Genomic DNA, 24,120 nt, shown 5'->3' with positions numbered 1-24,120 from the left:
ATCTTAAATCCTTTACTTCACACAATAAAATTCTTCTCTTAACATTATACTAATGTGTTGGTTCCATAAGATTAAAAATTTATATCTTGACCCAATTATAACAATATCTTCAACCGAATCTATCTAATTAAAGTCTTGACTAAAAAAATTATTTTTTGCGCTTTTATGCTTCTTGCATTGGGAAAAAGCTATTCCCAGAATTCGACTTCCATTAAAGCCATTTTAAATGATTCTTTGAAGGAAATGTCCATCGAGCAAGATTTTGTTTATCACAATACTAGTTCAGATACACTAGAATTTATTTTTTTTCAAGACTGGATTAATGCCTTTAGCACAAAATCCACTCCTCTTGCAAGGCGTTTTTCCGAAGAATTCTATAGAAAGTTTCATTTTGCCAAAGAAGAAGAAAGAGGTGCTACGACAATCCGCAGCATTACAAATTCCTCAGCCCAGTCAATGAAATGGCAAAGACCTGTGGATTCGCCAGATCTTTTACAGATACACCTATCCTCCCCTCTCGCCCCCGGAGAAAAAGTACAATTAAACCTGGATTATACTATTAAGATCCCAAGTTCAGAATTTACCCGGTACGGTTATTCCAGGGATGGCAATTATAAGTTGAGATACTGGTTTTTGATCCCTGGAGTGTATGATGGGAAATGGGAGGTTTACAGTCACAAGAACATAAATGATCAATATGCCCTTCCGTTAGATATAGAACTGGAAGTAGTAATTCCACCCGTTTTTGCCGCTATATCTTCCTTGGAAACAGAGAATATTCTAACAGAAGAGAATTCCCGAACGGTTAATTTTCAAGGAGAAAACAGTCTTGATTTTAAACTCTATCTCACAAGGGACTTCGAATTTGACGATATTGAAACTCCAAATTTTCATGTAGTAACAAATCTTGATGACGATGATCTTAACCCAGTGATGAAATCAATGCTCGTAAGACGAATCGCAGGGTATCTTGAAAATAATCTCGGATCTTACCCCCAGGATAACATGCTGGTAACTAAAGAAGATTATGCAGCAAATCCGTTTTATGGATTAAATCAATTACCAAAATTTTTACGTCCCTTTCCCGATGGATTTGGGTATGACTTGCAATTACTTAAAGCTATAACAGGAAATTATCTGGAAAACAGTCTTCTTCTAAATCCACGGGAAGAAAGATGGGTTATTGATGCTATCCAGATTTATTTATTAATGGGATATGTAGATGAATATTATCCCGATATGAAGATCCTGGGGAATTTGAGTAATTTATTTGGAATAAGATGGTTCCATGCAGCAGATCTTGAATTTAATGATCAGTACTCTTTTCTTTATCTTCATATGGCTCGAACACATCTGGACCAGGCGCTTGTTACTCCCCGTGATTCCCTGTTAAAAATTAATATGAACATATCCAATGCTTACAAAGCGGGAGTTGGTTTGAAATACATAGAACATTATACTCAAGATGAAACTGTTTCGGCATCTATTCAGGAGTTTTATAATAAATATAAGCTAGAGCCGGTAGCACAGGAAGATTTCGAACAAATTCTCAGAAAGAATTCCGGTAAAAAGATTGATTGGTTCTTTCAGGATTATGTGAGGACCGATAAAAGGTTGGATTTTAATATTGAAAAAGTTAAGAAACAGGGAGATTCTCTAGAGGTAACAATCCGGGACAAGGCAAATACAGGGATGCCCATTTCATTGTATGGGTTAAACGATCAGAACATTGTTTTTAAAACCTGGGTAGAAAACATTAAGAATACCAAAACAGTTACCATTCCTTCTGAAAATATTAAAAGACTGGCCCTCAATTATGAACTTCAAATTCCCGAAGTTAATCCCCGGGATAATTATAAAGGTGTCAAAACTTTTCTTGACAAACCCTTACAGGTAAGACTTTTAAAAGATGTGGAAGACCCTCGTTATTACCAAGTTTTCTTTATGCCCGAGTTTGAGTACAATTTATATGATGGTATCACCCTGGGACCTAAACTCTACAACAAAACAGTACTCAACCGCAACTTCGAGTTTGACATAGCCCCGAAATATGGGTTCAATAGCCAAACATTAGTTGGTGGCGCGAGTTTCTCTCATCAAATATTTTTTGATGAAAAAGACCTGTTTTCAATCAAATATGGAGCGAGTGGAAGTCGTTTTTCTTTTGGGTACAACTTGTTTTACGAAAAATTCACTCCTTTTCTCCTTATCCAGTTTAGAAATCAGGATTTACGGGATAATAAACGCCAGCAGCTAATGGTGCGAAACGTGAATGTTTTCAGGGACCAAAACTTGCTACAGCCTCTGGAAGTTCCCGATTACAGCGTTTTTAATATTAATTACAGGTACAATGACAGAGGAATGATCGATTACCTGACCGGGAATATCGATTTTCAACTGGCAAAAAAGTTCAGTAAAGCATCGTTCACCGTTGATTACCGAAAGTTGTTCAAAAATAACAGGCAGATCAACCTGCGACTCTTCGGCGGATCTTTTATCTATAATGATTTTAGCCATTCAGATTACTTCAGCTTTGCCCTGGACCGTCCTACAGATTATCTTTTTGACTATAATTACTACGGAAGAAGTGAAACCAGCGGACTTTTCAGCCAGCAGATCATAATGGCGGAAGGAGGCTTCAAATCACAGCTGGAACCGGAATTTGCAAACCAATGGCTTACTACGTTAAATGCAAGTACCAATCTTTGGAAATGGATCTTTGTCTATGGAGATGTAGGGGTAATAAAGAATAAATATAAGAATGCCAAAGTAGTCTATGATTCCGGAATAAGATTAAGCCTTATTGCTGATTATTTTGAGATCTTTTTTCCAGTTTACTCCAATTTAGGTTGGGAAATAAATCAGGATAATTATGACCAGCGAATCAGGTTTATTGCGACGCTCGATATCCAGACCCTCACAGGATTATTCTCAAGAAAATGGTATTAAAATTAGGAATAAATCACCCATTGCATTAACAAATTTTCAGTAAAATCTTTCATATTCCTTTTATATTAAATATTATTCAGTATTAAGGGATTTAAATTCGAAATAATCATTTTTTGTTAAGTTTTTTTAAATTGTATTTAATTATAGTTTTTGCTACATTTGTGTTTATCTAAACCATTCATTATGCAAAGCGAAACCTCATCAAAAAATGATATTTCTTTTGAAGATTTCCGATCCCAAATACTTGAAGATTATAAGATTGCAGTAACCAGCCGGGAATGTAGCCTTTTGGGAAGACGTGAAGTTCTTACCGGAAAAGCGAAATTCGGAATTTTTGGTGACGGTAAAGAAGTTCCTCAACTTGCATGGGCCAAAGTTTTTAAAAACGGAGATTTTAGATCTGGATATTACAGAGACCAAACCTTTATGATGGCTATTGGCGCCTTGACTATTGAACAGTTTTTTGCAAGTCTTTACGCCACCAGTACTATAGAAGATGAACCCATGTCTGCAGGAAGGCAAATGGGCGGACATTTTTCCACTCATAGTCTTCAGGAAGACGGAACCTGGAAAAACCTTACACAACAAAAGAACTCAAGTGCAGATATTTCTCCTACTGCAGGCCAAATGCCACGACTGTTAGGACTTGCTCAGGCATCTAAGATCTATAGAAATGTAGAAGGCATGGATGCGGGAAATTTTTCGAAGAACGGAGATGAAATAGCCTGGGGAACTATAGGAAATGCCAGTACCAGTGAAGGCCTCTTTTGGGAAACAATAAATGCAGCAGGGGTATTACAAGTACCAATGGTCATGAACGTATGGGACGATGAATATGGAATATCTGTTCATGCAAGGCATCAAACCACCAAAGAAAATATTTCGGAAGTTTTAAAAGGTTTTCAGAGAGACGAAGATCAGAATAACGGATACGAAATTTACAGGGTAAATGGCTGGGATTATCCTGCACTTATTGAAACCTATGAAAAAGCTGCGGCTCTGGCCAGGAAATCACATATTCCGGTTTTAATTCATGTTCAACAACTTACACAACCACAGGGGCATTCCACTTCAGGATCTCACGAACGCTACAAGAGTGAAGAAAGGTTGAACTGGGAAAGGGAACATGATTGTAATGTAAAGATGCGGGAATGGATGATTTCCGGGAATATTGCTTCTGAAGAAGAATTGGAAGAAATTGAAAAGTCCATTAAAAAGCAGGTAAGAGAAGGCAAAAAAGCAGCCTGGGAAAAGCATGGTAGTCCTGTAAAGAAGAAACAGCAGGAAATTCTTCCTATCCTTGAAAAAGCCGCCCAAAACAGCAGCAATAAAACGTTTATTCTACAACTTCGTAAAGAACTTGCAGATAACAGGGAACCTTTAAAGAAAGATGTTTTAACTGTCGCAAGGAAATCCCTTCGCTACCTAATTGGAGAGCAAAGTCCAGAGAAAACCGAATTGGTCAACTGGATCAATAAATTTTCTGAAGAAAGTCAGCAACAATATAGTAGTAATCTTTATAGCGAATCATCATTTCAGGCTAAATTCATTGAAGAAGTAGCACCGACGTATGATGAAGATTCAAAAGAAGTAGATGGAAGAGTTGTTCTGAGGGATAATTTTGATCAGATATTTTCATCCAGGCCCGAAACTTTAATCTTTGGGGAAGACACCGGAGAGATTGGAGATGTTAATCAGGGTTTGGAAGGCCTTCAGGAAAAATATGGTGATCTGCGTGTGGCAGATACCGGAATCAGAGAAGCCACCATCTTAGGACAGGGACTGGGAATGGCCATGCGAGGGCTTAGGCCTATTGCTGAAATACAGTACCTGGATTATATCCTGTATGCGCTGCAAATTATGAGTGACGATCTTGCTACCCTACAGTATCGTACCGCCGGAAAACAAAAAGCACCGCTGATTGTAAGGACCCGTGGGCATCGCCTGGAAGGGATTTGGCATAGTGGTTCTCAAATGGGAGGATTACTACACCTGCTTCGCGGAATTCATATTCTGGTCCCAAGAAATATGACCAAAGCCGCCGGATTTTACAATACCTTGCTGGATGGTGATGAACCCGGACTTATCATAGAATCGTTAAATGGTTACAGGCTTAAAGAGAAATTGCCTAATAACCTGAGGGAGATGAGAACTCCTATTGGCGTGGTGGAAACTCTTAAAGAAGGGGACGATATTACGCTGGTCTCCTATGGATCTACTCTTAGAATCGTAGAACAGGCTGCAAAAGAATTGCTCGAAGTGGGTATTGATGCAGAAGTGATCGATGTGCAATCATTGCTCCCATTCGATCTTAACAAGGATATTGTAAAAAGTGTGGGTAAAACAAACCGATTTCTGGTAATTGATGAAGACGTACCGGGAGGTGCCTCCGCTTATATCCTTCAAAAAGTACTTGAAGATCAGAATGCGTGGATCCACCTGGACAGCAAACCCCAAACCCTTACAGCCAAAGAACATCGACCTTCTTATGGTACAGATGGAGATTATTTCTCCAAACCTTCTGCTGAAGATATTTTTGAAAAGGTGTACGGAATAATGCACGAATCAAATCCTGAAAAATTTCCAGCACTGAAATAATTGAAAATTAGATTATTTTAATATAAAGCCACAAATGCATTTTTAGTTGTATTTGTGGCTTTTCTGTTTTACAAGAAGAGAACGGAGAAACAAAAATCTACCAGCCTTTCAGGCACCTCTCCAACGGAGGGGAATAAAACCGAAAATTAATGAGTAAGTCTAATTATCGGATATCCGCAGGATAGTAGGCAGTCTCAATTCTGAACTTACATCCAGGGCTTAGAAGTAGATTCTATCCTGAAAAGAATATAATTCATTACTGGAAGAATTTCCTCTTCATAAACCAGGGGATATGAAATATCACCTCCGGCTGAATGAAAAGTAATGTTTACCAGTCCGCGTTTCTTGTGCCAAACCGGCTGTGAAACAGAAACCGACTGAAGTTTGTACATCTCAAGATAATGTTTCTTCCTGTTCCAAATTCCGGAAGATTTCATGAGAAAATCCTCAGAAACAGATAAGCAAATGGTTTTGAAATAAAAATATTGAAACACAGCGATCCCTGTTATCAAAATTCCAGCCCCTACTCCTATCTGAAAACGTGGAACATCGGGCATAAATATAAAAAGTACAATTACTGCGGCAATTAATGGAAAGATACTTATGGAAATCATTCTCCACAATAGAATTTGATGAGGGAGAATTCGGTTGGTCTCTTTAAATTCACGGCCGTAGAAGTAATCTTTAACTTTGGTAACTACTTCCCTAGACAAACCCGGTATCTTGATCTGGTCCTTAATGAGGTCATCCCTGCTACTAGCCAAAGAAACTTTTAGTTGATACAGGTTAAGGCGTTGATGTATAGGATTTGTCACCTCCTGCAATAGTTGTACCCGCCGTGATTTCAGGTTTACTTTGGTATTGTTCCGGAGTCCCATTTCCACCTGTAAACCTGCCCTGTTCTTCAGGATATGAAGATCATAGTATTTTATAAAGGTTTCTACTACCGTAATAATCATTCCTACCACCAACAGGATCAGGATAAGAACAATGGTAGAAAAAATTTCGGTTATAACTGCGTAGGGTACCTCCACTGGAAATTCTTCAGAATAACTGAGCTGTGATCTGACTGTAAAATAGAAAGCCAGCAGAATAGATAAGCCTCTTAAATAATTTGAGGTGAGGCCAAGTTTCAACAGCGTAAGAACATCCAGTTTATATTCCCATTCTGTCGCAGAAGCCTTGGGCCTCTCAAGATCATCTTCCGATAAAGATTCTGTTGTTTCTTCTTTTTCCTGCGTAGACAGGTCCATCAGCAATCCAGCCAGAATATCGGCTTTTTCTTTGGAAAGTGCCTTAATTTCCACTTCTTTATCGTTGCTGCCAGCAGTATCAATTACCACACTGTAGACTCCGATAGCTCTCTGGAGAATATTTCTCCGGAAATTTACCTGCTGAATTTTACTAAATGGAATATTTACTACATCGGAATTAAAAACGCCTTTTTCAAGAATAAAACTGCTTTTTTCTTTATCCACATAAAACTGAAACTTCAGATAATATAAAATACTATACCCTAAAGTACCAATCAACAGAACAGCGAGCCCCATTCCTGAAAAGAAAATAATTTTCGGGTTCGGATCCATGATTAGAAGATAAACACCTACCGCCCAGAAATTCCGGATTATTTGATAAAGTGCAGTCGCAAAGATCAACAGCACTCCGGTAACAGATTGCCGCTGTGGGGCGTAAAATTGAGAATCAGACATGGCCGGACATTCGTGCTGCGAGAGCCTCTTTTAAAGAATTTGCAGTTTCGGGTAATAGTCCCGGAAGCGCCACATCACTCCCCGATCCTCCGGCCGTAAATACGTTTAGAGAAGAAAGGTTCAGCATCTTATCCATGACACCTCTGTTAGTGGAGACATGCTGTACCCGGTTGAACGGAACCACCGTTGTTTTTTCAAACAGGAACCCGCGTTTAAAGATCATATCATGTTCCCTCACCGCATACCCGCTTTTCCGGAACCATTGATAATTTGAATAATAGGACCAGATGAAAAGAAGCATAAATGCTCCGGCTATAAATGGCGCAAAAATGCGGAAAATTTCAGCAAAATTATATGCGATAAAAATTCCCGCAGTAATGATAATCAGCCATATTGTCGTTGAAATATTCCTTTTCAGAAGATATTTAGGCGCAAAAGAATTCAATTCCGCTTCCTCATGCCTGGGAAGAGCATTGATTTCCAGCACTTCGTTGTTAAATATTCCCTGCTCTATGGAATCCATTTCTTTTCAAAATTAGGTTTTCTCTTTTCCAGAAAAGCATTTCTTCCTTCTTTGGCTTCATCGGTCATATAAGCGAGACGTGTAGCTTCCCCGGCGAAGACCTGCTGCCCAACCATGCCGTCATCGGTAAGGTTCATAGCGAATTTTAACATTTTTATAGAGGTCGGTGACTTAGCTAAAATCTCCTGTGCCCATTCATAAGCAGTATCTTCAAGCTCATCATGTGAAATAACGGCATTCACCATTCCCATTTCGTAAGCTTCCTGTGCAGAATAATTGCGTCCCAGAAAAAATATCTCTCTGGCTCTTTTTTGTCCTACCATTTTAGCAAGATATGCAGAACCGTACCCTCCGTCAAAACTGGTCACATCGGCATCGGTTTGCTTAAAGATGGCGTGTTCTTTACTTGCGAGGGTAAGATCACAAACTACATGTAAACTATGACCTCCACCAACAGCCCACCCCGGGACAACTGCTATAACAGCTTTTGGCATGAACCTTATCAACCGCTGTACTTCCAGAATATTTAGCCTATGCATCCCATCTTCACCTACATATCCCTGGTGTCCTCTCGCCTTTTGATCTCCGCCACTACAAAAGGAATACACCCCATCTTTTGAAGAAGGACCTTCGGCTGATAAAAGGACTACTCCAATTGAAGTATCCTCACCGGCATTATAAAATGCGTCATAAAGTTCGCTGGTTGTTTTTGGACGAAAAGCATTCCGAACATCGGGACGGTTAAAAGCTATTCGCGCTACTCCGTTAGCTTTTTTATAAGTGATATCTTCGTATTCTTTTGCTGTTTTCCAGTCGATTTTACTCATATTTATATATTTTTACTGTAAAAATAAGCTTTTAATCTTTTTTCGATCATCAAATAGTAACTGATTTATTTCTGAACCATTTTTAAATTTTTCCGCAGGAAATAAAAATTTGTATGATTCTTGCGTTAACCAAATTTAAATTTATATAAATGAAGCTTTTTTCTTTCTTAGCCCTATACTTAATGATCTCGTTTTCGGGCTCTGCCCAGGAATTTGGAGAAAGTGAAAGCTATATTGTAGAGAGAGAAGACCATACGGTTTATATTGAAATGCCTGAAGTGAATGCTTCGCTTTCATTTCTTGCCCCCAATTTTGAAAAACAAATGTTCACTCTAAGGGATTCAGATATTTTTAAAAAAAATGAAAAACGGGAAGTCAATATGATGGCAATGATGGAAAAGGAAAGAAGAGACAGGGAACGTAGCCTGGTTGAGCTGGATTCTCCCATGCCAACTCTCTCCCGTGGTGAAAAAGGCATCATCCAGATCTCCAATCAGATGCAGATGCATAACAGGGGATCTAATTACGACATTTATACAGGGGAAAAGAAAATTCCCGCCTACAAAGAAATGCGTGCGGGATTATTTAACGGATATTACTCGCCAAACGTAGGAGGCCGATATTACGCTCCTTACTCTCCGTTCTTAAGGTAGATCCCATTTTCTTTTATATCTACCAGCCTCTTTTTATATAAAGTTCCTAAGGCACGCTTAAAGCTCTTTTTACTCATGCGCAGTGTCTTCTGAATCTCATCTGGAGATGATTTATCTGTAAGCGCAAGAAAACCGCCTTTTAATTCCAGTTCGGTTAATAGTTCCTGGGCATTAGGTTCTATACTTCTGTAGCCAGGTCTTTGCAGCGTCACGTCTATCTTTCCGTCTGGACGGGTTTTTTTCACCCAGCCTTTCATGCGGTCTCCGGTTTGGATATCTACAAAGACATCATCCTTATAAATTAATCCCTGGTGAAGTTCATTGATGATGACATTCCAGCCAAGATCTGTAGGATTACTTATAATAAGATCTACTTCTTCAAAAGGTTCTATCGTTAAATTAGAATTATCAAGGAAATTGTTCACCTTACTCGAACCTACAAGTCTACCTGTAAGTTCATCGAGATAACAAAAAACAAGATAGCGGTCGCCTTTTCGCATTTTACTTACCTGTTCTTTAAAAGGAACAAAAAGATGCTTTTCAAGCCCCCAGTCCATAAATGCTCCAATTTCTGTTACCTCCACACATTTGAGATAACCAAATTCGTCAAGCTTTATAAAAGGGTTAAGGTTGGTAGCTACCGGGCGTTCCTCATAATCCAGGTATACAAATACCTCCAGTTCATCTCCTATTTCAAAAGAATCTGGTTTGTATTTGTTAGGAAGTAATACTTCATCCCCTGCTTCATTTTTCAGAAAAAGTCCGGGTTCTGTATCCCTGTCAATGATTAATTTATGGTCTACGCCTAGTGTTAACATGCTACAATTTTATACAAAGATAAAATAATCTCAGGCAGTGCTGTTTCTTTAGCTGAAAAAAAGAAAATATTCCTCTAAAAGACCTTTTTGTCCTTCTTTAATTCCAGACAGCACTAATTGATTTTTTAAAACTTACATTTATAAGTAATAATTTATTAATGCATAAAAGGTTAATATAAATGACTACTTTGTAAAAATATAAGCAATGGTATTCATTGCAGTTACAATTTTCAACCTATGGATTTCACTAATCCTTTAGTCTATGGGGTACCATGTTTCCTCGGGCTAATTTTACTGGAACTTACTTACAGTAAAACCGGAGACAAAAAAGACCTTTACGAATGGAAAGATTTGGCATCAAGTTTATCCATAGGGGTAGGCTCTGCCGTCATTGCAGCTTTGTTAAAAACAGTTTCTGCCATCGTCATCTTCAATTTCGTCTACGATGTATTTAATCCCGAAATAAACGGAATTCGAACTAATATATTTGGATGGGCAGCTTTTGGTTATGCCTGGTATATCTGGATCTTTTGCCAGCTGGCAGATGATTTTAGTTACTATTGGTTTCACAGACAAAACCATATGATCCGGTTTTTCTGGGCTGCACACATTGTACATCATTCTTCCCATAATTTTAATTTGGGCACTGCAGTAAGAAATGGATGGTTTACCATTTTTTACAAACCGCTGTTTTACCTATGGATTCCTGCAGTTGGCTTTCCACCGGAAATGGTGGTAGTTTGCCTCGGAATAGAGGCCTTATGGCAGTTTCAGTTACATTCCACGTATGTCCCAAAATTAGGTTTTGTAGAACGGGTTTTCAACACCCATACCATGCATCAGGTCCATCACGCAAAAAACCTGCAATACATGGATAAAAACCATGGAGGGTTCCTCAACATCTTTGATAAGATGTTTGGTACCTGGCAGGAACTGGATGACGATATAGAAATTGAATACGGAGTATCAACCCCTCCTAATTCTCATAATCCCTGGGTTGTGCTTACGCATGAATATAGCAATATCTGGAACGATATGAAGAGATCGAACAACTGGTGGCATAAGTTCATGTATGTCTTTGGTCCTCCCGGATGGAGCCATAATGGTAGTACCAAAACCGTAGCACAAATGCGAAAGCAGTTAAGGGAAAATGAGAAAGAACCTGAAAATTTAATTTCCGAACCACTTCCAGAGCATGGAAATGGTTCTTTGCTTAAGGAGTCCGAACTAAACGGATAAATTTTCTTCTTCGGTAAAGATTCTTCCGTTTACTACTGAAAACTGGCTCCTACAAAACTGCAAGCTGAAATCATCCTCTCATAAACCGGAAATATTCCAGCAACACTTCATCATTTATTTTTCTGGGGGTAAATATCTCCAGCAGTTTAGGCTTCTCCCCTTCCCTGTAGAAATTCTCAAGTGAAGTTTCCACCTCTTCCATATTAGTAGCTTTGCCGTATTCGAAGCTATACATTTCACATAATGATTTTGCATCGAGTTCGTGAATGGTTTCAAAATATTTATCGAAGGTTTCAGTATTTTTATTTCCGGGAAGGATCCTGAAAATTCCGCCGCCGCCGTTATTGACCACCACAATTCTGAAATTCTTCGGAATATAATTGTTCCACAAAGCATTGCTGTCATAGAAAAACCCGAGATCACCAGTCAATAAAACGGTGGGATCTTCACTTACACATGCGGCACCAACAGCTGTTGAGGTACTTCCATCAATTCCGCTGGTTCCACGGTTACAAAAAAGTTTATAAGAAGGATCAAGTTTAAAAAGCTGCGCGTATCGGATGGTAGAACTATTACTTAAATGCACCAGGTAATCCTGCGGAATTTTTTTCAGCAATGTCTCAAAGACCATAAAGTCTGAAAATGGGATTTGCTCAAGGTATTTTTCATGCAATTCCTGCCGTTTTTCTTTAACCGATATCCACTTGTTACGGTAATTACTTCGTACTGCATTTAAAAGTGGAAAGAAGCTGCTGAAAAAATTATTGGCACTGGTTTCAAAATGTTTGTTCAGGCAGAAATAGGTATTATAAGCCTTTTTTTCATCCACGTGCCAGTGCTGTTTCGGTTGATAATTCCGGAGAAAGGCTTTAATTTTTTTAGACACTACCATTCCCCCAAAAGTCAGTAAAATATCTGGTTGTAGCTCTTTGAACTGTTCCTCTGCGTTATCAGATTGTTCTATAGGGCCTATAATGGTATCAATCCGGGTGAAGAAATCTGTATGGTTTAGATTTGAAGTGGTCTCGGTAAAGACCAAAACAGAATCATCTTTGGCTAATTTTTCCAGGAATTTCTGTTCTATAGAATTTGGCTGATTTACCCCAACCAACACGATTTTCCGCTTTGCGCTGTTCCAGAGATCTGCATAATGCTGCAGATTTTTTTCGGTTAAAATATTGGGGTCGGTCTCCGGTAATATCTGTAACGGATTCACCGTTGGCTCATCCACAACTTCGTATAGCGGCTCATAAAACGGAACATTTATATGCACCGGTCCCTTTTCTTCAATGGCAGCATTCAGCGCCAGGTTGATCTCTCGCTCGTTGTGCTTCTGGGATTCCCATGTTTTCTGCTGAATTTTTTTATCGGTGGTGCTTGACTCCAAAACTACTTCGGAATATAAATTTGCCGAATATAAAATATGATTTTCAAAAACATTTTTTTGGCGAATGGTTTGACCATCCCCAATATCAATTCGTTCTATTGGCCGGTCGGCAGAGATCACCACCAACGGAATGTCACTGTAATAAGCTTCTGCAATTGCAGGATAATAATTCAGCAGCGCCGAGCCCGAACTACAAACCAATGCCACCGGCTTTTGCAACTGTTGAGCCATTCCCAGGGCGAAAAAGGCTGCACAGCGCTCATCAACAATACTATAAGATCTAATATGTGGATTTTGGGTGAAACCTATCGTAAGAGGTGCATTTCTCGAGCCGGGAGAAATCACCACGTGGTTGATTTTCTTGGCTTCACAAAGCGCTACTATCGATTGGGCTACCGGTATTTTTGGGTATTTCACATCCATTTTTTTATGCGTGACTGTGTAAGTAGCACTTAAAAACGTCATTCTGAATTTATTTCAGAATCTTATAAATGTTCTTTTAAATAATTATTAGAACCTGAAACAAGTTTAGGTTGACGTAAAGCAGGCTATTTAGACAATTTCATCTTTTATAAGCCAAATTTACAACTTCACAGGAACATTAAATAATCAAAAACAGCCTTATTTCAAAATCACCTTTTTCATGGTTCCGGCTTTATTTACCGTTTCCTGCCACTCATCTTCCGGAACAGAATCTTTGGTAATTCCGCCACCGATGAACAGAATTGCTTTGCCTCCCTCTATTTTCATACAACGAAGATTCACAAATAAGGACGTTTCTTTCTTCACTGCCCGGTACGCCAGATTCTCCACATTTCTCCTGCTCCGGGTTCGCTGGGTAACCTGCTGTAAATTTAATTCTCCGAGGAATCCGGTGTAGAATTCGCGGTCGTAGTTTTCTTCCTGAAGAATGAATTGTTTTGCTTTTTGTTTGGGCAGTCCGCATACGGCCGGTGTTGGATGAAGAGCAGTGATAATATTTTTAACTATTTCGGAAGAGACCCCCAGTTGGGTGTCTGTATGGGAAATTAAATTTCCCGAAATATCCGTCCGCAAATGCAATAAATTTCCAGCCCTGGTAGTAAAAGGAGCCGTAAATTGAATATTCTCAGCAGAAGAAATTTTAAAATTTTCGAGAATAGAATCCGTTACAAATTGCTGTTCCTGTTTCTCCTTTTCGCCCCATTCTACATCTGTAGTTCCTTCGTATTTCTGAGTTCCGGCAAGAGCCATTGTTTTAAATCTGTTTCCTTCGATTTTCAGCAAAGTTTCGGGAGTGGCACCAAGCCATAATCCGACGTTGGGGTGGTACCAGCAATAAACGAACGCAGTGGGATAGTTCTTCAGTAGATCCAGAAATAGCATCAATGGATCTTCTTCAGTTAAAGTCAGCTCCTCCTGTCGGGATAAAACAACCTTGTCCATTTCCCCTGCCTGCAAAGCTTTTACTGCTTTATTAACGAGGTTTATATGTTTTTGTTTATCCTCTTCAGAGGTTTTTTCAGGAGCAAGAATAATATTTTCTTCAGAATCTGAAAACTCGACCTGTTCAAAAAAGAGCTTTTCCGAAGCATTTTCAGGAATCAAGATCACTTCATTATGATCATCAAACGGAGCAAAAACAAATCCCGATTCGGTGAAATCTTCCGTGGTAAATAATTCAGATCTTTCCTGGAGCAAAGCTTTTATGGTTCCGTGGGAATCCGGCGAATTATAAACCACAAAAGGGAGATGTTGAGAATACTGTTGTTTTAATCGGGAAAAGAAAATTTCCTGGGTCATGCTATTTCTTTTTCGGTAAAGTAATGGTGGTCAATTTCACAATGGAGATCAGGTTTTCTTCTGCATCGGTAATCCTGATATTCCATAGCTGGGTGGTCCTTCCTTTATGCAGGTACGTAGCTTTCGCATAAACAAAACCTTCAGAAACACTTTTAAGGTGATTTGCAGAAATCTCAATTCCACGGACAAAAAACTCATCTGTATCCAGAAAAACATAACTGGCAAAACTTCCCACACTTTCGGCAAGTGCTACCGTAGCACCACCATGAAGCACTCCTTCGGGTTGATGAACCCTGGGTGTCACTGGCATTTTCGCGATCAAATAGTCCTCTCCTACTTCAATGAATTCAATATCAAGCGTTTCCATTAGTGTGTTTTTACACACTTTTTTTGATAACGTCAGAATTTCCTCTTTGGTCATAGCTTAAAGATTAGTTTCTTTGTAAAAGTACAAAACCACCAAAGAAAAATGGCCGAAAAGACGCTTTCTTACGAGATAACCAATACATACAGCACACTGAATGAAAATACTGCCAAAACAAAAAATGTGTGGGTGGTTTTTCACGGCATCGGCTATTTGAGCCGCTATTTTCTTCGCCACTTCCATAATTTAAATCCTGAAGAAAATTACATTATTGCTCCACAGGCACAGTCCAAATATTATCTAAATAATGAGTACCGACACGTTGGCGCCTCCTGGCTTACCAAAGAAAACACAGAAGCTGAAATCGAAAATATCCTCAATTATCTTGATGAAGTCTATAAAGCTGAAGAACTTGAGAAGGCTCCAAATATAATCTTTTTGGGATATTCACAGGGGGTTTCTATCGCTACCAGGTGGGTCGCCAGACAAAAGATTAAATGTGACCATTTAATAATGCATTCCGGAAAAGTGCCTGCGGAATTAAAACCGGGAGATTTCCAGTTTCTGAAAAACACAAGATTTTCGTTCATATATGGAACCGAAGACGAGTATCTAAAAAAAGGAATCATTGAAGTGGAGGAAGAAAGACTAAAGGAATTATTTCTCGAAAATTTTGAAGTGTATACTTTTAATGGTGGTCATGAGGTAAACAGTGAATTGTTGGGAAAGTTTCTTTAATTGATTTAAAAAGATTTTCCATGTTTTAACAGGCCTGCTCAACGCAAAAAAACTTCTCTTCGGCTAGAATCATAATTCTCCTACTATTAAAAATTGCTGAATCCACAGGATTGCAATTACTCATTACAGCTAAATATTTCCTCAGCCTCATTCCAATGGTCGTCTATAAATTCCCCACTTTCTTCTATGGTGAATTCTTCTATTTTTTCACCTACACAATTATATAAATCTATCTCATTAACACCATTACATAGTGGATCTGTCATTTGAACGTAAAATACCGATTCTCCATTATAGTTGGATTTTAGAATAGAAACTCTACAGGAATATTTTCCGCATTCCAGTTCTTCTACTAAATTCTGCATCCATTCCATTTCCAGAGGATTCCCTGCGATACAGGCATTTTGTAAATTCAATTGTAAATCTTCTTCCTTTTCGCTACAGGAAACCAGTAATACTGACGTGAATAATGCAAAGGTTATAATTTGTTTCATGTTGTTGTTTATTACTATGACCCAAAACCTTCAAAAGGTTGCGCGAAATAAGAAAAAATAAAATTTCATCTTAATTCCAACAGACCAAGTGGTACCTACATATTTATTCCTGTCCTATTCTGATAAGAAAGTATGGAATTTTTCCCTCCATTTTTAAGAAATGAAATGTTTTTGCTTTTGCTTTTGAGCAATAAAAAAAGCGCAATCAAATTAATGACTGCGCTTTTGCTTTTAAAGCCCTCCCCTATTGGGAAAGGATTTAGCAGGGGGCTTTCCCTCCTACTGTCGGGATAAGCGATACGTAAGGTTTGGCTTTTAAAAAAACCAACGTCCTGCTTACTTCACTTCTTCAAAATCTACGTCTTCAACGTCGTCTCCACCTTCAGAAGTTCCGCCTGCGGCCTGACCACCCTGAGCTCCGGCGCCACCTTGTGGTCCTCCGGCTTGTGCCCCTGGCTGTCCGCCTTGCTCGGCTTGCGCTTTGTACATTTCTTCAGAAGCTACTTTCCAGGCTTCATTGATCTTGTCCAATGCCGGCTGAATAGTTTCAACTTCTTTAGTTTCATAAGCTTTCTTGAGCTCTTCCAAAGCGTCTTCGATAGGCTTCTTCTTATCATCAGAAAGTTTATCACCGAACTCTTTCAGTTGCTTTTCAGTCTGGAAGATCATAGCATCAGCTTCATTCAGCTTATCTACTTTTTCTTTGGCTTTTTTATCGGTTTCTGCATTCGCTTCAGCTTCCTGCTTCATCTTCTGGATCTCTTCTTCAGTAAGACCTGAAGAGGCCTCGATTCGAATATCCTGAGATTTACCTGTAGCTTTATCTGTAGCGCTTACTTTAATAATTCCGTTGGCATCAATATCAAAGGTTACTTCAATTTGAGGCGTTCCTCTTGGGGCCGGTGGAATTCCATCAAGGTGGAATCTACCAATAGTCTTGTTATCGGCTGCCATTGGACGCTCTCCCTGTAACACATGAATCTCAACAGATGGCTGATTATCGGCCGCAGTAGAGAAAGTCTGTGATTTCTTTGTAGGAATTGTAGTATTTGACTCTATAAGTTTGGTGTTTACACCACCCATAGTTTCAATACCTAACGAAAGTGGCGTTACATCAAGTAACAATACATCTTTTACATCTCCTGTCAATACACCACCCTGGATTGCAGCTCCAATTGCAACAACCTCATCTGGGTTTACACCTTTAGATGGTTTTTTTCCGAAGAAACTTTCTACTTCCTGCTGGATTTTGGGGATACGGGTTGATCCACCAACAAGAATTACCTCGTCAATATCGCTTTTTGAAAGTCCTGCATCGCTAAGTGCTTTCTGCACAGGATCCATGGAACGTTTTACCAAAGTATCTGCTAGTTGCTCGAATTTAGATCTTGTCAATGTTTCAACAAGGTGCTTTGGTCCGCTGGCAGTTGCAGTAACGTATGGCAGGTTAATTTCAGTTTGAGAAGAAGAAGAAAGCTCAATTTTAGCTTTTTCTGCTGCTTCTTTTAAACGCTGAAGTGCCATAGGATCTTTCCGCAAGTCGATATCTTCGGCTTTCTGAAAAGAATCTGCTAACCAGTCGATGATCACTTCATCAAAATCATCACCACCTAAGTGAGTATCCCCGTTTGTAGAAAGCACTTCAAATACTCCGTCTCCTAATTCAAGGATAGAGATATCGAATGTACCACCACCAAGGTCATAAACCGCGATCTTCTGGTCCTGAGATTTCTTGTCAAGTCCGTAAGCCAATGCAGCTGCGGTTGGTTCGTTGATAATCCTTCTTACTTTAAGACCGGCAATTTCTCCGGCTTCTTTTGTAGCCTGACGCTGAGAGTCATTAAAGTATGCAGGAACAGTAATTACTGCTTCGGTCACATCCTGTCCAAGATAATCTTCGGCAGTTTTCTTCATTTTTTGAAGCACCATTGCAGAAAGTTCCTGAGGAGTATATTTACGCCCGTCGATTTCAACACGTGGAGTATCGTTATCACCTTTTACTACTTTATAAGGAACCCTTCCGGCTTCTTTAGAAACTTCGGAATATTTGTTTCCCATGAACCTCTTAATAGAGGAAATAGTTTTTGTCGGATTGGTTACAGCCTGACGCTTTGCAGGATCTCCTACTTTTATTTCGCCACCTTCCACAAAAGCAATTACAGAAGGAGTTGTTCTTTTTCCTTCGGCATTAGGAATTACCGTCGGTTCGTTACCCTCCATTACGGCAACGCACGAGTTGGTAGTACCTAAGTCGATTCCAATAATTTTACTCATAATTTTATAGATTGTTATTTATTGTTCATTTATTTTTTTCAACAACCACTAAAAGTCAATCTTTATGCCAGCAGGAATTTTATGACATGATGTCATAGATTTACTATTTCCCTCTTTCTACTGAAGAAATTACCTGTTAAGCTTTAAGATAATTTGACGGTTTTCTTCAGCCTTATTCTTACTTTTGCAGCCTAAATTGCAGGTATGGAAAGTATAAGCGTTTTTGATATGCTTAAAATTGGCGTGGGGCCATCCAGTTCACACACTTTGGGTCCCTGGAGAGCCGGTGAAAGATGGATTCAGGAATTAAAAAAATCGAATAAATTTGACGAGGTCAAAAGCATTCGAATAGATCTGTATGGATCATTATCGCTTACCGGAAAAGGCCATGCGACAGATCTTGCTTCCATTTTAGGCCTATTAGGATATGATCCTGTTACTGTTCCTGTAGAAAATATAGATCCAGAAATCAGTAATATCAAAACATTCAATCGGTTAAACCTGAACGGGGAAAGATCTATTGATTTTAATATGGATGAAGATGTTGTCTTCAATAAAAAATTCCTTCCCTTCCACCCTAACGGAATGAAATTTACAGCTATTCTTAACAACGGAAAGAAAACGTTTTCTACCTTTTATTCTATTGGTGGCGGATTTGTAGTGAAGGAGGAACGCAGCCAGGCGAAAAAGAAAATGGCGAAATTTGCTGAATTTCCTTTTCCGATCACCAAAGGAACCGATCTTGCCGCGTATTGTAAGCAGGAAAATAAAATGATTTCGGAGATCGTTTATGAAAACGAAAAATCTTTACGATCTGAAGCTGAAATTGATGCCGGACTTAAAGCTGTCTGGGATGTCATGCTTGAGTCTATGTATATAGGCTGTCATACCGAAGGAAAACTTCCCGGTGGACTAAATGTAAGAAGAAGAGCCTTTGATTCCCATCAAAAATTAATTGGGGACCTTGAATATAATTCTCCCGAAGAATGGATCCAGGCCATTAGAAAAACGGAAGTTAAATTCCGATCTATCCTGAAATGGGTGAGCTGCTTTGCACTCGCTGTTAATGAGGTAAATGCTTCCTTGGGTAGGGTTGTGACTGCTCCCACCAACGGAAGTGCGGGGGTAATCCCATCTGTCCTGATGTACTACCTTACCATCGAAAATCATGACGCCGGATTTGAAAAAATTAAACAGTTTTTACTGGTCGCAGGAGAAATTGGCAGTTTATTTAAAAAAGGAGCTACTATTTCGGCAGCCATGGGCGGATGCCAGGCAGAAATAGGAGTTTCTTCCTCTATGGCCGCCGGCGCCCTGACAGAGATTATGGGAGGAACTCCAGCACAGGTGATGATGGCAAGCGAAATCGCTATGGAACACCACCTTGGACTTACCTGCGATCCTATTGGAGGCCTTGTACAAATCCCTTGTATAGAAAGAAACTCCATGGGTGCCATAAAAGCAATTAACGCAGCAGAACTTGCCATGGACAGCGACGCCTCTCACGCTAAAGTACCTTTAGACAAAGTAATAGAGACTATGTGGGAAACGGCTAAAGACATGAATTCAAAATACAAAGAAACTTCAGAAGGCGGCCTGGCGGTAAGAGTAAGTCTGAGTGATTGCTAGTCCGATTTGAGATGGGAGATGTAAGATTTAAGATTTTAGGAATGTTCGGCTGTTATTCCACAAGCTTTACAAGTACGTCTCCGAAGTAGACAGAAAAACAGGTATTTTTTCTTAATTCCCGTAATGACTCCCCTCCTTTTTTCAAGCAGAGGTCGCCGAAGGACGGGGTGTTTCTACTCCAACTTCCGCTGGTCACAACCTTCTTTTCTTCTCGTATCTACCAAGTAAATAATCTGCCATTCTTCATTTTTCCTGAAAAGCTGAAAATTATTTACTCCGCAATGCTGAAAGACTTCGTTGACATATAAGGTATATGGCGTCCAAACATTGGCCATATCTCCATCAATCTTTATTTCATAAGAATGTAATTCCTCCCGAAATAAGGTTGTGGCTGGAATGGAAATAATAGATTTCAGAAATTTCCCGAAATCTTCATGATGAAGTTTTAATTCCCCTTCTGGATTTCTTCCAATAGACTGCATCACTATTTCTTCATTAACTACAGATTTCATTATAAGGGAGTCACGACTGTGAAATCCATCGAAAAAGGTTTCAATGGTCTGCTTCACATTCTCTTCTTCAGAAGTTTTCTGGGAATATGAAGTTATGCTGAAAACAATGATAAATAAGGCAGAGATAAGCTTCTTCATATCTATTTGTTTGAATGTAGAAGGCTAATTTACTACTTTTACAGGGAATCAAAACTACAACGAATGTCAGTCGCTAAAAAAGAATATAAACGCATCACCACAAAATCTTTGGTGGAAATGAAATCTAACGGAGAGAAAATTGCCATGCTAACGGCATATGATTTTTCCATGGCAAAAATAGTGGATGGTGCAGGAATTGACGTGATACTTGTCGGCGACTCGGCGAGTAATGTTATGGCAGGTCACGAAACAACGCTTCCAATTACGCTCGATCAAATGATCTATCATGCGGTAAGTGTAGTTCGGGCGGTTCAAAGAGCTCTGGTGGTCGTAGACCTTCCCTTTGGAAGTTATCAAAGTGATCCAAAAGAAGCCTTACGTTCTGCAATCAGAATAATGAAAGAAAGTGGTGCTCACGCCGTTAAACTGGAAGGCGGAAAGGAAATAAAAGATTCCGTTAAAAGGATTCTTCATGCCGGAATTCCAGTAATGGGCCACTTAGGGTTAACTCCGCAGTCCATTTATAAGTTCGGAACCTATACAGTACGTGCAAAGGAAGAGCAGGAAGCTGAAAAATTAAAGGCTGATGCCCTGATGCTTGAAAAAGCCGGATGTTTTGCCATTGTACTTGAAAAAGTACCTGCCAAGCTCGCTAAGGAAGTAGCAGAAAGCCTTACCATTCCAGTGATTGGAATTGGTGCCGGAAACGGAGTAGACGGTCAGGTGCTAGTTGTACATGATATGATTGGAATGACCCACGAATTTAATCCGAGATTCTTGCGTCGTTATCTTGATCTCTATTCTGAAATGACCAAAGCCTTTGAGAATTACCGGGATGATGTGAAAAGTAAAAGTTTTCCATCGGACGAGGAACAATATTAGGTTAGAGGTTAGAGGTTAGAGGTTAGAGGTTAGAGGTTAGAGAAAAATATGGATTTGAAATTATAAAGTTTTACCTCTCGATTCTTTTCTTCTTGAACCAAGTAAATCTCTGCGCCCCAGATGTAATAATCAGATTCTAACAATATCCTTGTGCATCAAAAACAGGAGAATGACCAAATAATCATAATAGAGCATCCCTCGCGTATCCAGTATAATCCAGAAACGGAACCATAAAGAATTAACAGAGCTAGTTTAAAAAATCCTTTTGAGCAACAAGATAATATCCACTCCCCAAAACCTGCAGGTCCTTTACGAGGATAATCACCTTATTGTCATTAATAAAAGGTCCGGGGATATTGTACAGGGAGATAAAACCGGAGACACACCTTTAAGTGAGGTAGTAAAGGAATACATAAAAGTAAAATACAACAAGCCCGGAAATGTATATCTTGGAGTAGTTCATCGTCTTGACCGACCTACCAGCGGAATTGTTCTTTTTTCTAAAACTTCCAAAGCACTACCCCGACTTAACAAGTTGTTCCAGGATAAAGATGCAAAAAAAACTTATTGGGCAGTAGTAAAAATTCCGCCCCCAAAACAGAAGGATACACTGCTGCACTACATGAAACGGAATCCAAAACAAAATAAATCCTACGCCCATACCAAAGAAGTTCCCGATTCCAAAAAAGCTATTTTAGAATATCACATTCTTAAAGAATTGAATAATTACTTTTTACTTGAGATTGACCTGCACACCGGTAGACACCATCAAATAAGAAGTCAGTTATCTGCCATTGGTAGTCCCATAAAGGGAGATTTAAAATATGGATTCGACAGGAGTAATAAAGATGCAAGTATCCATCTGCATGCAAGAAAACTGACTTTTGTTCATCCTGTCAAAAAAGAATCCTTAAGCATCATAGCCCCTCTTCCTACTGATGCAATTTGGGATGCCTGTATTACTTAACAATCAACCCATTGATCCTTTTCTGAATAATTTCCGCAACAGGTTTATTTTCTATTTTGCTTTCGAGCCAGGAAAGAATATCCAGGTAGAGGAATGATCTTCGTTCAAACGGATGATTCTCATATTGTTTTAAAGTACTGTGTAAATTCCTGAATTCTCCCTTGATTTCCAATGGAGAAACATCAGGAAGATTCCGAAGAAATCGTATCATCTCCTTTTGAACCTCATGCAGGTCATTCATCTTGATCAGGAATTTATAAGTTGATTTGATGAGGCTTTCCAGATGATAATCCATTCCGGCTTCATAATGCGCTACAAGATTCAGGATTCTTGCGAAGCACATTAAATCCTCCCGCATTTCGAGAGATTTATTATTAATGATCTTTTTAAGATATACAATACACTTTTTGTTATCACCGTCCCCAAAGTATAAACAGGCTATTTTATAGTAGAAGATCATGATATGATGTTCATCAATCCTGCTTCGAAATTTCTTTATCTTCTTTTCAATTTTTTCCACCAAAGGCTCGCCGTTCGAGAAGTTTCCAAGCATAAACCTTAGGTTTAATTTATTTGAATACAAATAAAGGAATGCAAGGGCTGCTATATTATCATCATCAGGTATTTTAGGATCTTTAAGATTGGATTCTAAACTAAGCAGGACTTTTTCAAATAAGCTTGTATGGCCCAGGTAAAATAAAGATTCAAGTAGATAATGATTTCCTTTTAAATAAGAAACAGGATGCACCGAAATTAAATGAGGATATTCATTAAACAAATCATTCCATTTTGATGAATAACGATAACAGGACAAGAAATCCTGAGACATAAAACTGTACCACAAAGAAGCTTTATAGAGCCACAGTTTTTCCCGGAACCCTAACTCCTTAAAATCATATTCAGGTAACCCGTTCTGGAAATCTTCTTTAATCTTTTTTGCTTCAGCTTCCGTTCGGGCATAGCCCATTTTTAGAAAAATTCCGTATAAATGGAGCGAAAGATTAGATAATTTACTGGCTATGAGATTCAGTCTGCTAAGCTCTTCGGTCTCCTTAATTAGGATTTCAGCGCGGTTTTCAATACTCCGGGTGATGTATTGGGATTCTATAATTTTTTCCCAGTCAAGAATCTCATAAGCCACATTTTTTTCCTCATAATATAATGCAGTCGCTTTCACTTTATCTAAAAGTTTTAGACTCTGTTTATAAAGGCCTTTTCTATATAAGATTACGGCAAAATCCAGTTGTTCCCTTATATGTACAGAAATATTCTGATGAGATGGGTTGAGCCTGAGGCTGATTAAGATTTGTTTATATAAATGTGCTTTTACATTTGATAACTGACGCTTACTGATTTTTGTATTCTTAAGAATTTGCTCTTCATCATACTTTTTAAGTCTTGACATGATCTTGAACAAATTCAGAAATTTACTGTCGGTATTCACTCCTATTCTTCCAACATAAAGTGAAAACTGTCTCTTTTCAGAAGGAGATAAAGACTGAACCAGAGAAAAAAGGTTGTCTGTAGATTCGTTGGTCATTGTAAAAACATAGAGGTTAAGTTGCTGTTTTACAGTATAATAAAGTTTTAATAACTTCAATCAATTGTCGTAACAGTTGAGTTGAAATTGTTCCTGC

19 protein-coding genes are annotated in these 24,120 nt (G+C 38.9%); 8 read left to right on the top strand and 11 right to left on the bottom strand.

The window, feature by feature from the left end; all coding sequences use genetic code 11:
- Window positions 1–135 precede the first annotated feature (135 nt).
- Window positions 136–2,949 (top strand): gluzincin family metallopeptidase, encoded by a 2,814-nt coding sequence (locus IE056_RS04550; protein WP_229793654.1) that lies wholly within the window; start codon window positions 136–138, stop codon window positions 2,947–2,949.
- 183 nt (window positions 2,950–3,132) lie between these two features.
- Window positions 3,133–5,547 (top strand): alpha-ketoacid dehydrogenase subunit alpha/beta, encoded by a 2,415-nt coding sequence (locus IE056_RS04545; protein ID WP_189603503.1) that lies wholly within the window; start codon window positions 3,133–3,135, stop codon window positions 5,545–5,547.
- Between the two features lie 206 nt (window positions 5,548–5,753).
- Here the strand turns inward: IE056_RS04545 and IE056_RS04540 are convergent, their stop codons facing one another.
- From IE056_RS04540 to IE056_RS04530, 3 genes are read right to left on the bottom strand one after another with little or no spacing between them, the layout of a single operon-like run.
- Window positions 5,754–7,256 carry a PH domain-containing protein gene (locus IE056_RS04540; protein WP_189603502.1) on the bottom strand — a complete coding sequence of 501 codons (1,503 nt, stop codon included), beginning with the start codon at window positions 7,254–7,256 and terminating at the stop codon, window positions 5,754–5,756.
- Window positions 7,249–7,779, bottom strand: coding sequence for a PH domain-containing protein (locus IE056_RS04535; RefSeq protein ID WP_189603501.1), 531 nt, complete (start codon window positions 7,777–7,779; stop codon window positions 7,249–7,251). The genes IE056_RS04540 and IE056_RS04535 overlap by 8 nt, the downstream gene beginning before the upstream one ends.
- Window positions 7,767–8,606 (bottom strand): 1,4-dihydroxy-2-naphthoyl-CoA synthase, encoded by an 840-nt coding sequence (locus IE056_RS04530; protein ID WP_189603500.1) that lies wholly within the window; start codon window positions 8,604–8,606, stop codon window positions 7,767–7,769. Before IE056_RS04530 ends, IE056_RS04535 begins: the two co-directional genes overlap by 13 nt.
- 149 nt (window positions 8,607–8,755) lie before the next feature.
- Between IE056_RS04530 and IE056_RS04525 the strand changes: the two genes are divergently transcribed.
- Entirely contained in the window at window positions 8,756–9,259 is a 504-nt protein-coding gene (locus IE056_RS04525) for a hypothetical protein (RefSeq protein ID WP_189603499.1), read from the top strand.
- Here the strand turns inward: IE056_RS04525 and IE056_RS04520 are convergent.
- Complete coding sequence (locus IE056_RS04520) at window positions 9,238–10,077, bottom strand: CvfB family protein (RefSeq protein WP_189603498.1); 840 nt, start codon at window positions 10,075–10,077, stop codon at window positions 9,238–9,240. The genes IE056_RS04525 and IE056_RS04520 overlap by 22 nt on opposite strands.
- Window positions 10,078–10,314: 237 nt before the next feature.
- Between IE056_RS04520 and IE056_RS04515 the strand changes: the two genes are divergently transcribed.
- On the top strand, window positions 10,315–11,316 hold the full coding sequence (locus IE056_RS04515) for a sterol desaturase family protein (protein WP_189603497.1): 1,002 nt from the start codon (window positions 10,315–10,317) through the stop codon (window positions 11,314–11,316).
- Window positions 11,317–11,386: 70 nt separating this feature from the next.
- Here the strand turns inward: IE056_RS04515 and menD are convergent, their stop codons facing one another.
- The 3 genes from menD to IE056_RS04500 form a co-directional block, all read right to left on the bottom strand.
- Window positions 11,387–13,120, bottom strand: a complete 1,734-nt coding sequence (menD, locus tag IE056_RS04510; protein WP_189603862.1) for a 2-succinyl-5-enolpyruvyl-6-hydroxy-3-cyclohexene-1-carboxylic-acid synthase — start codon at window positions 13,118–13,120, stop codon at window positions 11,387–11,389.
- Window positions 13,121–13,324: 204 nt separating this feature from the next.
- Window positions 13,325–14,485, bottom strand: a complete 1,161-nt coding sequence (locus tag IE056_RS04505; protein ID WP_189603496.1) for a chorismate-binding protein — start codon at window positions 14,483–14,485, stop codon at window positions 13,325–13,327.
- A gap of 1 nt (window position 14,486) precedes the next feature.
- The gene (locus tag IE056_RS04500; protein ID WP_189603495.1) at window positions 14,487–14,906 is read right to left on the bottom strand and encodes a PaaI family thioesterase; all 420 of its coding nucleotides are present in this window, start codon (window positions 14,904–14,906) and stop codon (window positions 14,487–14,489) included.
- Window positions 14,907–14,954: 48 nt separating this feature from the next.
- Between IE056_RS04500 and IE056_RS04495 the strand changes: the two genes are divergently transcribed.
- Window positions 14,955–15,587: an alpha/beta hydrolase gene (locus IE056_RS04495; protein WP_189603494.1), complete on the top strand. Its 633-nt coding sequence runs from the start codon at window positions 14,955–14,957 to the stop codon at window positions 15,585–15,587.
- A 116-nt stretch (window positions 15,588–15,703) separates the two neighbouring features.
- On the opposite strand, the gene IE056_RS04490 is transcribed toward IE056_RS04495, so the two are convergent.
- A complete protein-coding gene (locus tag IE056_RS04490; protein WP_189603493.1) occupies window positions 15,704–16,081 on the bottom strand; it encodes a hypothetical protein in 378 nt (125 codons plus the stop codon).
- Window positions 16,082–16,417: 336 nt separating this feature from the next.
- On the bottom strand, window positions 16,418–18,355 hold the full coding sequence (dnaK, locus tag IE056_RS04485) for a molecular chaperone DnaK (RefSeq protein WP_189603492.1): 1,938 nt from the start codon (window positions 18,353–18,355) through the stop codon (window positions 16,418–16,420).
- A gap of 204 nt (window positions 18,356–18,559) precedes the next feature.
- On the opposite strand from dnaK, the gene IE056_RS04480 reads away from it, so the two are divergent.
- Entirely contained in the window at window positions 18,560–19,984 is a 1,425-nt protein-coding gene (locus IE056_RS04480; RefSeq protein WP_189603491.1) for an L-serine ammonia-lyase, read from the top strand.
- Window positions 19,985–20,157: 173 nt separating this feature from the next.
- Here IE056_RS04480 and IE056_RS04475 read toward each other — a convergent pair whose 3' ends face one another.
- Window positions 20,158–20,634, bottom strand: coding sequence for a nuclear transport factor 2 family protein (locus IE056_RS04475; RefSeq protein ID WP_229793653.1), 477 nt, complete (start codon window positions 20,632–20,634; stop codon window positions 20,158–20,160).
- Window positions 20,635–20,697: 63 nt separating this feature from the next.
- Between IE056_RS04475 and panB the strand changes: the two genes are divergently transcribed.
- On the top strand, window positions 20,698–21,516 hold the full coding sequence (panB, locus tag IE056_RS04470; RefSeq protein ID WP_189603490.1) for a 3-methyl-2-oxobutanoate hydroxymethyltransferase: 819 nt from the start codon (window positions 20,698–20,700) through the stop codon (window positions 21,514–21,516).
- A gap of 265 nt (window positions 21,517–21,781) precedes the next feature.
- Window positions 21,782–22,483 (top strand): RluA family pseudouridine synthase, encoded by a 702-nt coding sequence (locus IE056_RS04465; RefSeq protein ID WP_189603489.1) that lies wholly within the window; start codon window positions 21,782–21,784, stop codon window positions 22,481–22,483.
- On the opposite strand, the gene IE056_RS04460 is transcribed toward IE056_RS04465, so the two are convergent.
- Complete coding sequence (locus tag IE056_RS04460; RefSeq protein WP_189603860.1) at window positions 22,476–24,023, bottom strand: hypothetical protein; 1,548 nt, start codon at window positions 24,021–24,023, stop codon at window positions 22,476–22,478. The genes IE056_RS04465 and IE056_RS04460 overlap by 8 nt on opposite strands.
- Between the last annotated feature and the right edge of the window lie 97 nt (window positions 24,024–24,120).

This window comes from Salinimicrobium marinum, assembly GCF_014651535.1.
GTDB lineage: Bacteria > Bacteroidota > Bacteroidia > Flavobacteriales > Flavobacteriaceae > Salinimicrobium > Salinimicrobium marinum.
Note: the sequence above shows the minus strand (reverse complement) of the source record. Positions and strands in the feature narration are given on the sequence as shown.

Bases quoted from the DNA above. Each gene is read 5' to 3' on its own strand.
- IE056_RS04490 (WP_189603493.1), bottom strand. From the start codon at position 16,081: ATGAAACAAATTATAACCTTTGCATTATTCACGTCAGTATTACTGGTT.
- IE056_RS04530 (WP_189603500.1), bottom strand. From the start codon at position 8,606: ATGAGTAAAATCGACTGGAAAACAGCAAAAGAATACGAAGATATCACT.
- IE056_RS04515 (WP_189603497.1), top strand. From the start codon at position 10,315: ATGGATTTCACTAATCCTTTAGTCTATGGGGTACCATGTTTCCTCGGG.
- IE056_RS04545 (WP_189603503.1), top strand. From the start codon at position 3,133: ATGCAAAGCGAAACCTCATCAAAAAATGATATTTCTTTTGAAGATTTC.
- IE056_RS04495 (WP_189603494.1), top strand. From the start codon at position 14,955: ATGGCCGAAAAGACGCTTTCTTACGAGATAACCAATACATACAGCACA.
- IE056_RS04480 (WP_189603491.1), top strand. From the start codon at position 18,560: ATGGAAAGTATAAGCGTTTTTGATATGCTTAAAATTGGCGTGGGGCCA.
- IE056_RS04520 (WP_189603498.1), bottom strand. From the start codon at position 10,077: ATGTTAACACTAGGCGTAGACCATAAATTAATCATTGACAGGGATACA.
- panB (WP_189603490.1), top strand. From the start codon at position 20,698: ATGTCAGTCGCTAAAAAAGAATATAAACGCATCACCACAAAATCTTTG.
- dnaK (WP_189603492.1), bottom strand. From the start codon at position 18,355: ATGAGTAAAATTATTGGAATCGACTTAGGTACTACCAACTCGTGCGTT.
- IE056_RS04525 (WP_189603499.1), top strand. From the start codon at position 8,756: ATGAAGCTTTTTTCTTTCTTAGCCCTATACTTAATGATCTCGTTTTCG.
- IE056_RS04460 (WP_189603860.1), bottom strand. From the start codon at position 24,023: ATGACCAACGAATCTACAGACAACCTTTTTTCTCTGGTTCAGTCTTTA.
- IE056_RS04475 (WP_229793653.1), bottom strand. From the start codon at position 20,634: ATGAAGAAGCTTATCTCTGCCTTATTTATCATTGTTTTCAGCATAACT.
- IE056_RS04500 (WP_189603495.1), bottom strand. From the start codon at position 14,906: ATGACCAAAGAGGAAATTCTGACGTTATCAAAAAAAGTGTGTAAAAAC.
- IE056_RS04505 (WP_189603496.1), bottom strand. From the start codon at position 14,485: ATGACCCAGGAAATTTTCTTTTCCCGATTAAAACAACAGTATTCTCAA.
- IE056_RS04540 (WP_189603502.1), bottom strand. From the start codon at position 7,256: ATGTCTGATTCTCAATTTTACGCCCCACAGCGGCAATCTGTTACCGGA.
- IE056_RS04535 (WP_189603501.1), bottom strand. From the start codon at position 7,779: ATGGATTCCATAGAGCAGGGAATATTTAACAACGAAGTGCTGGAAATC.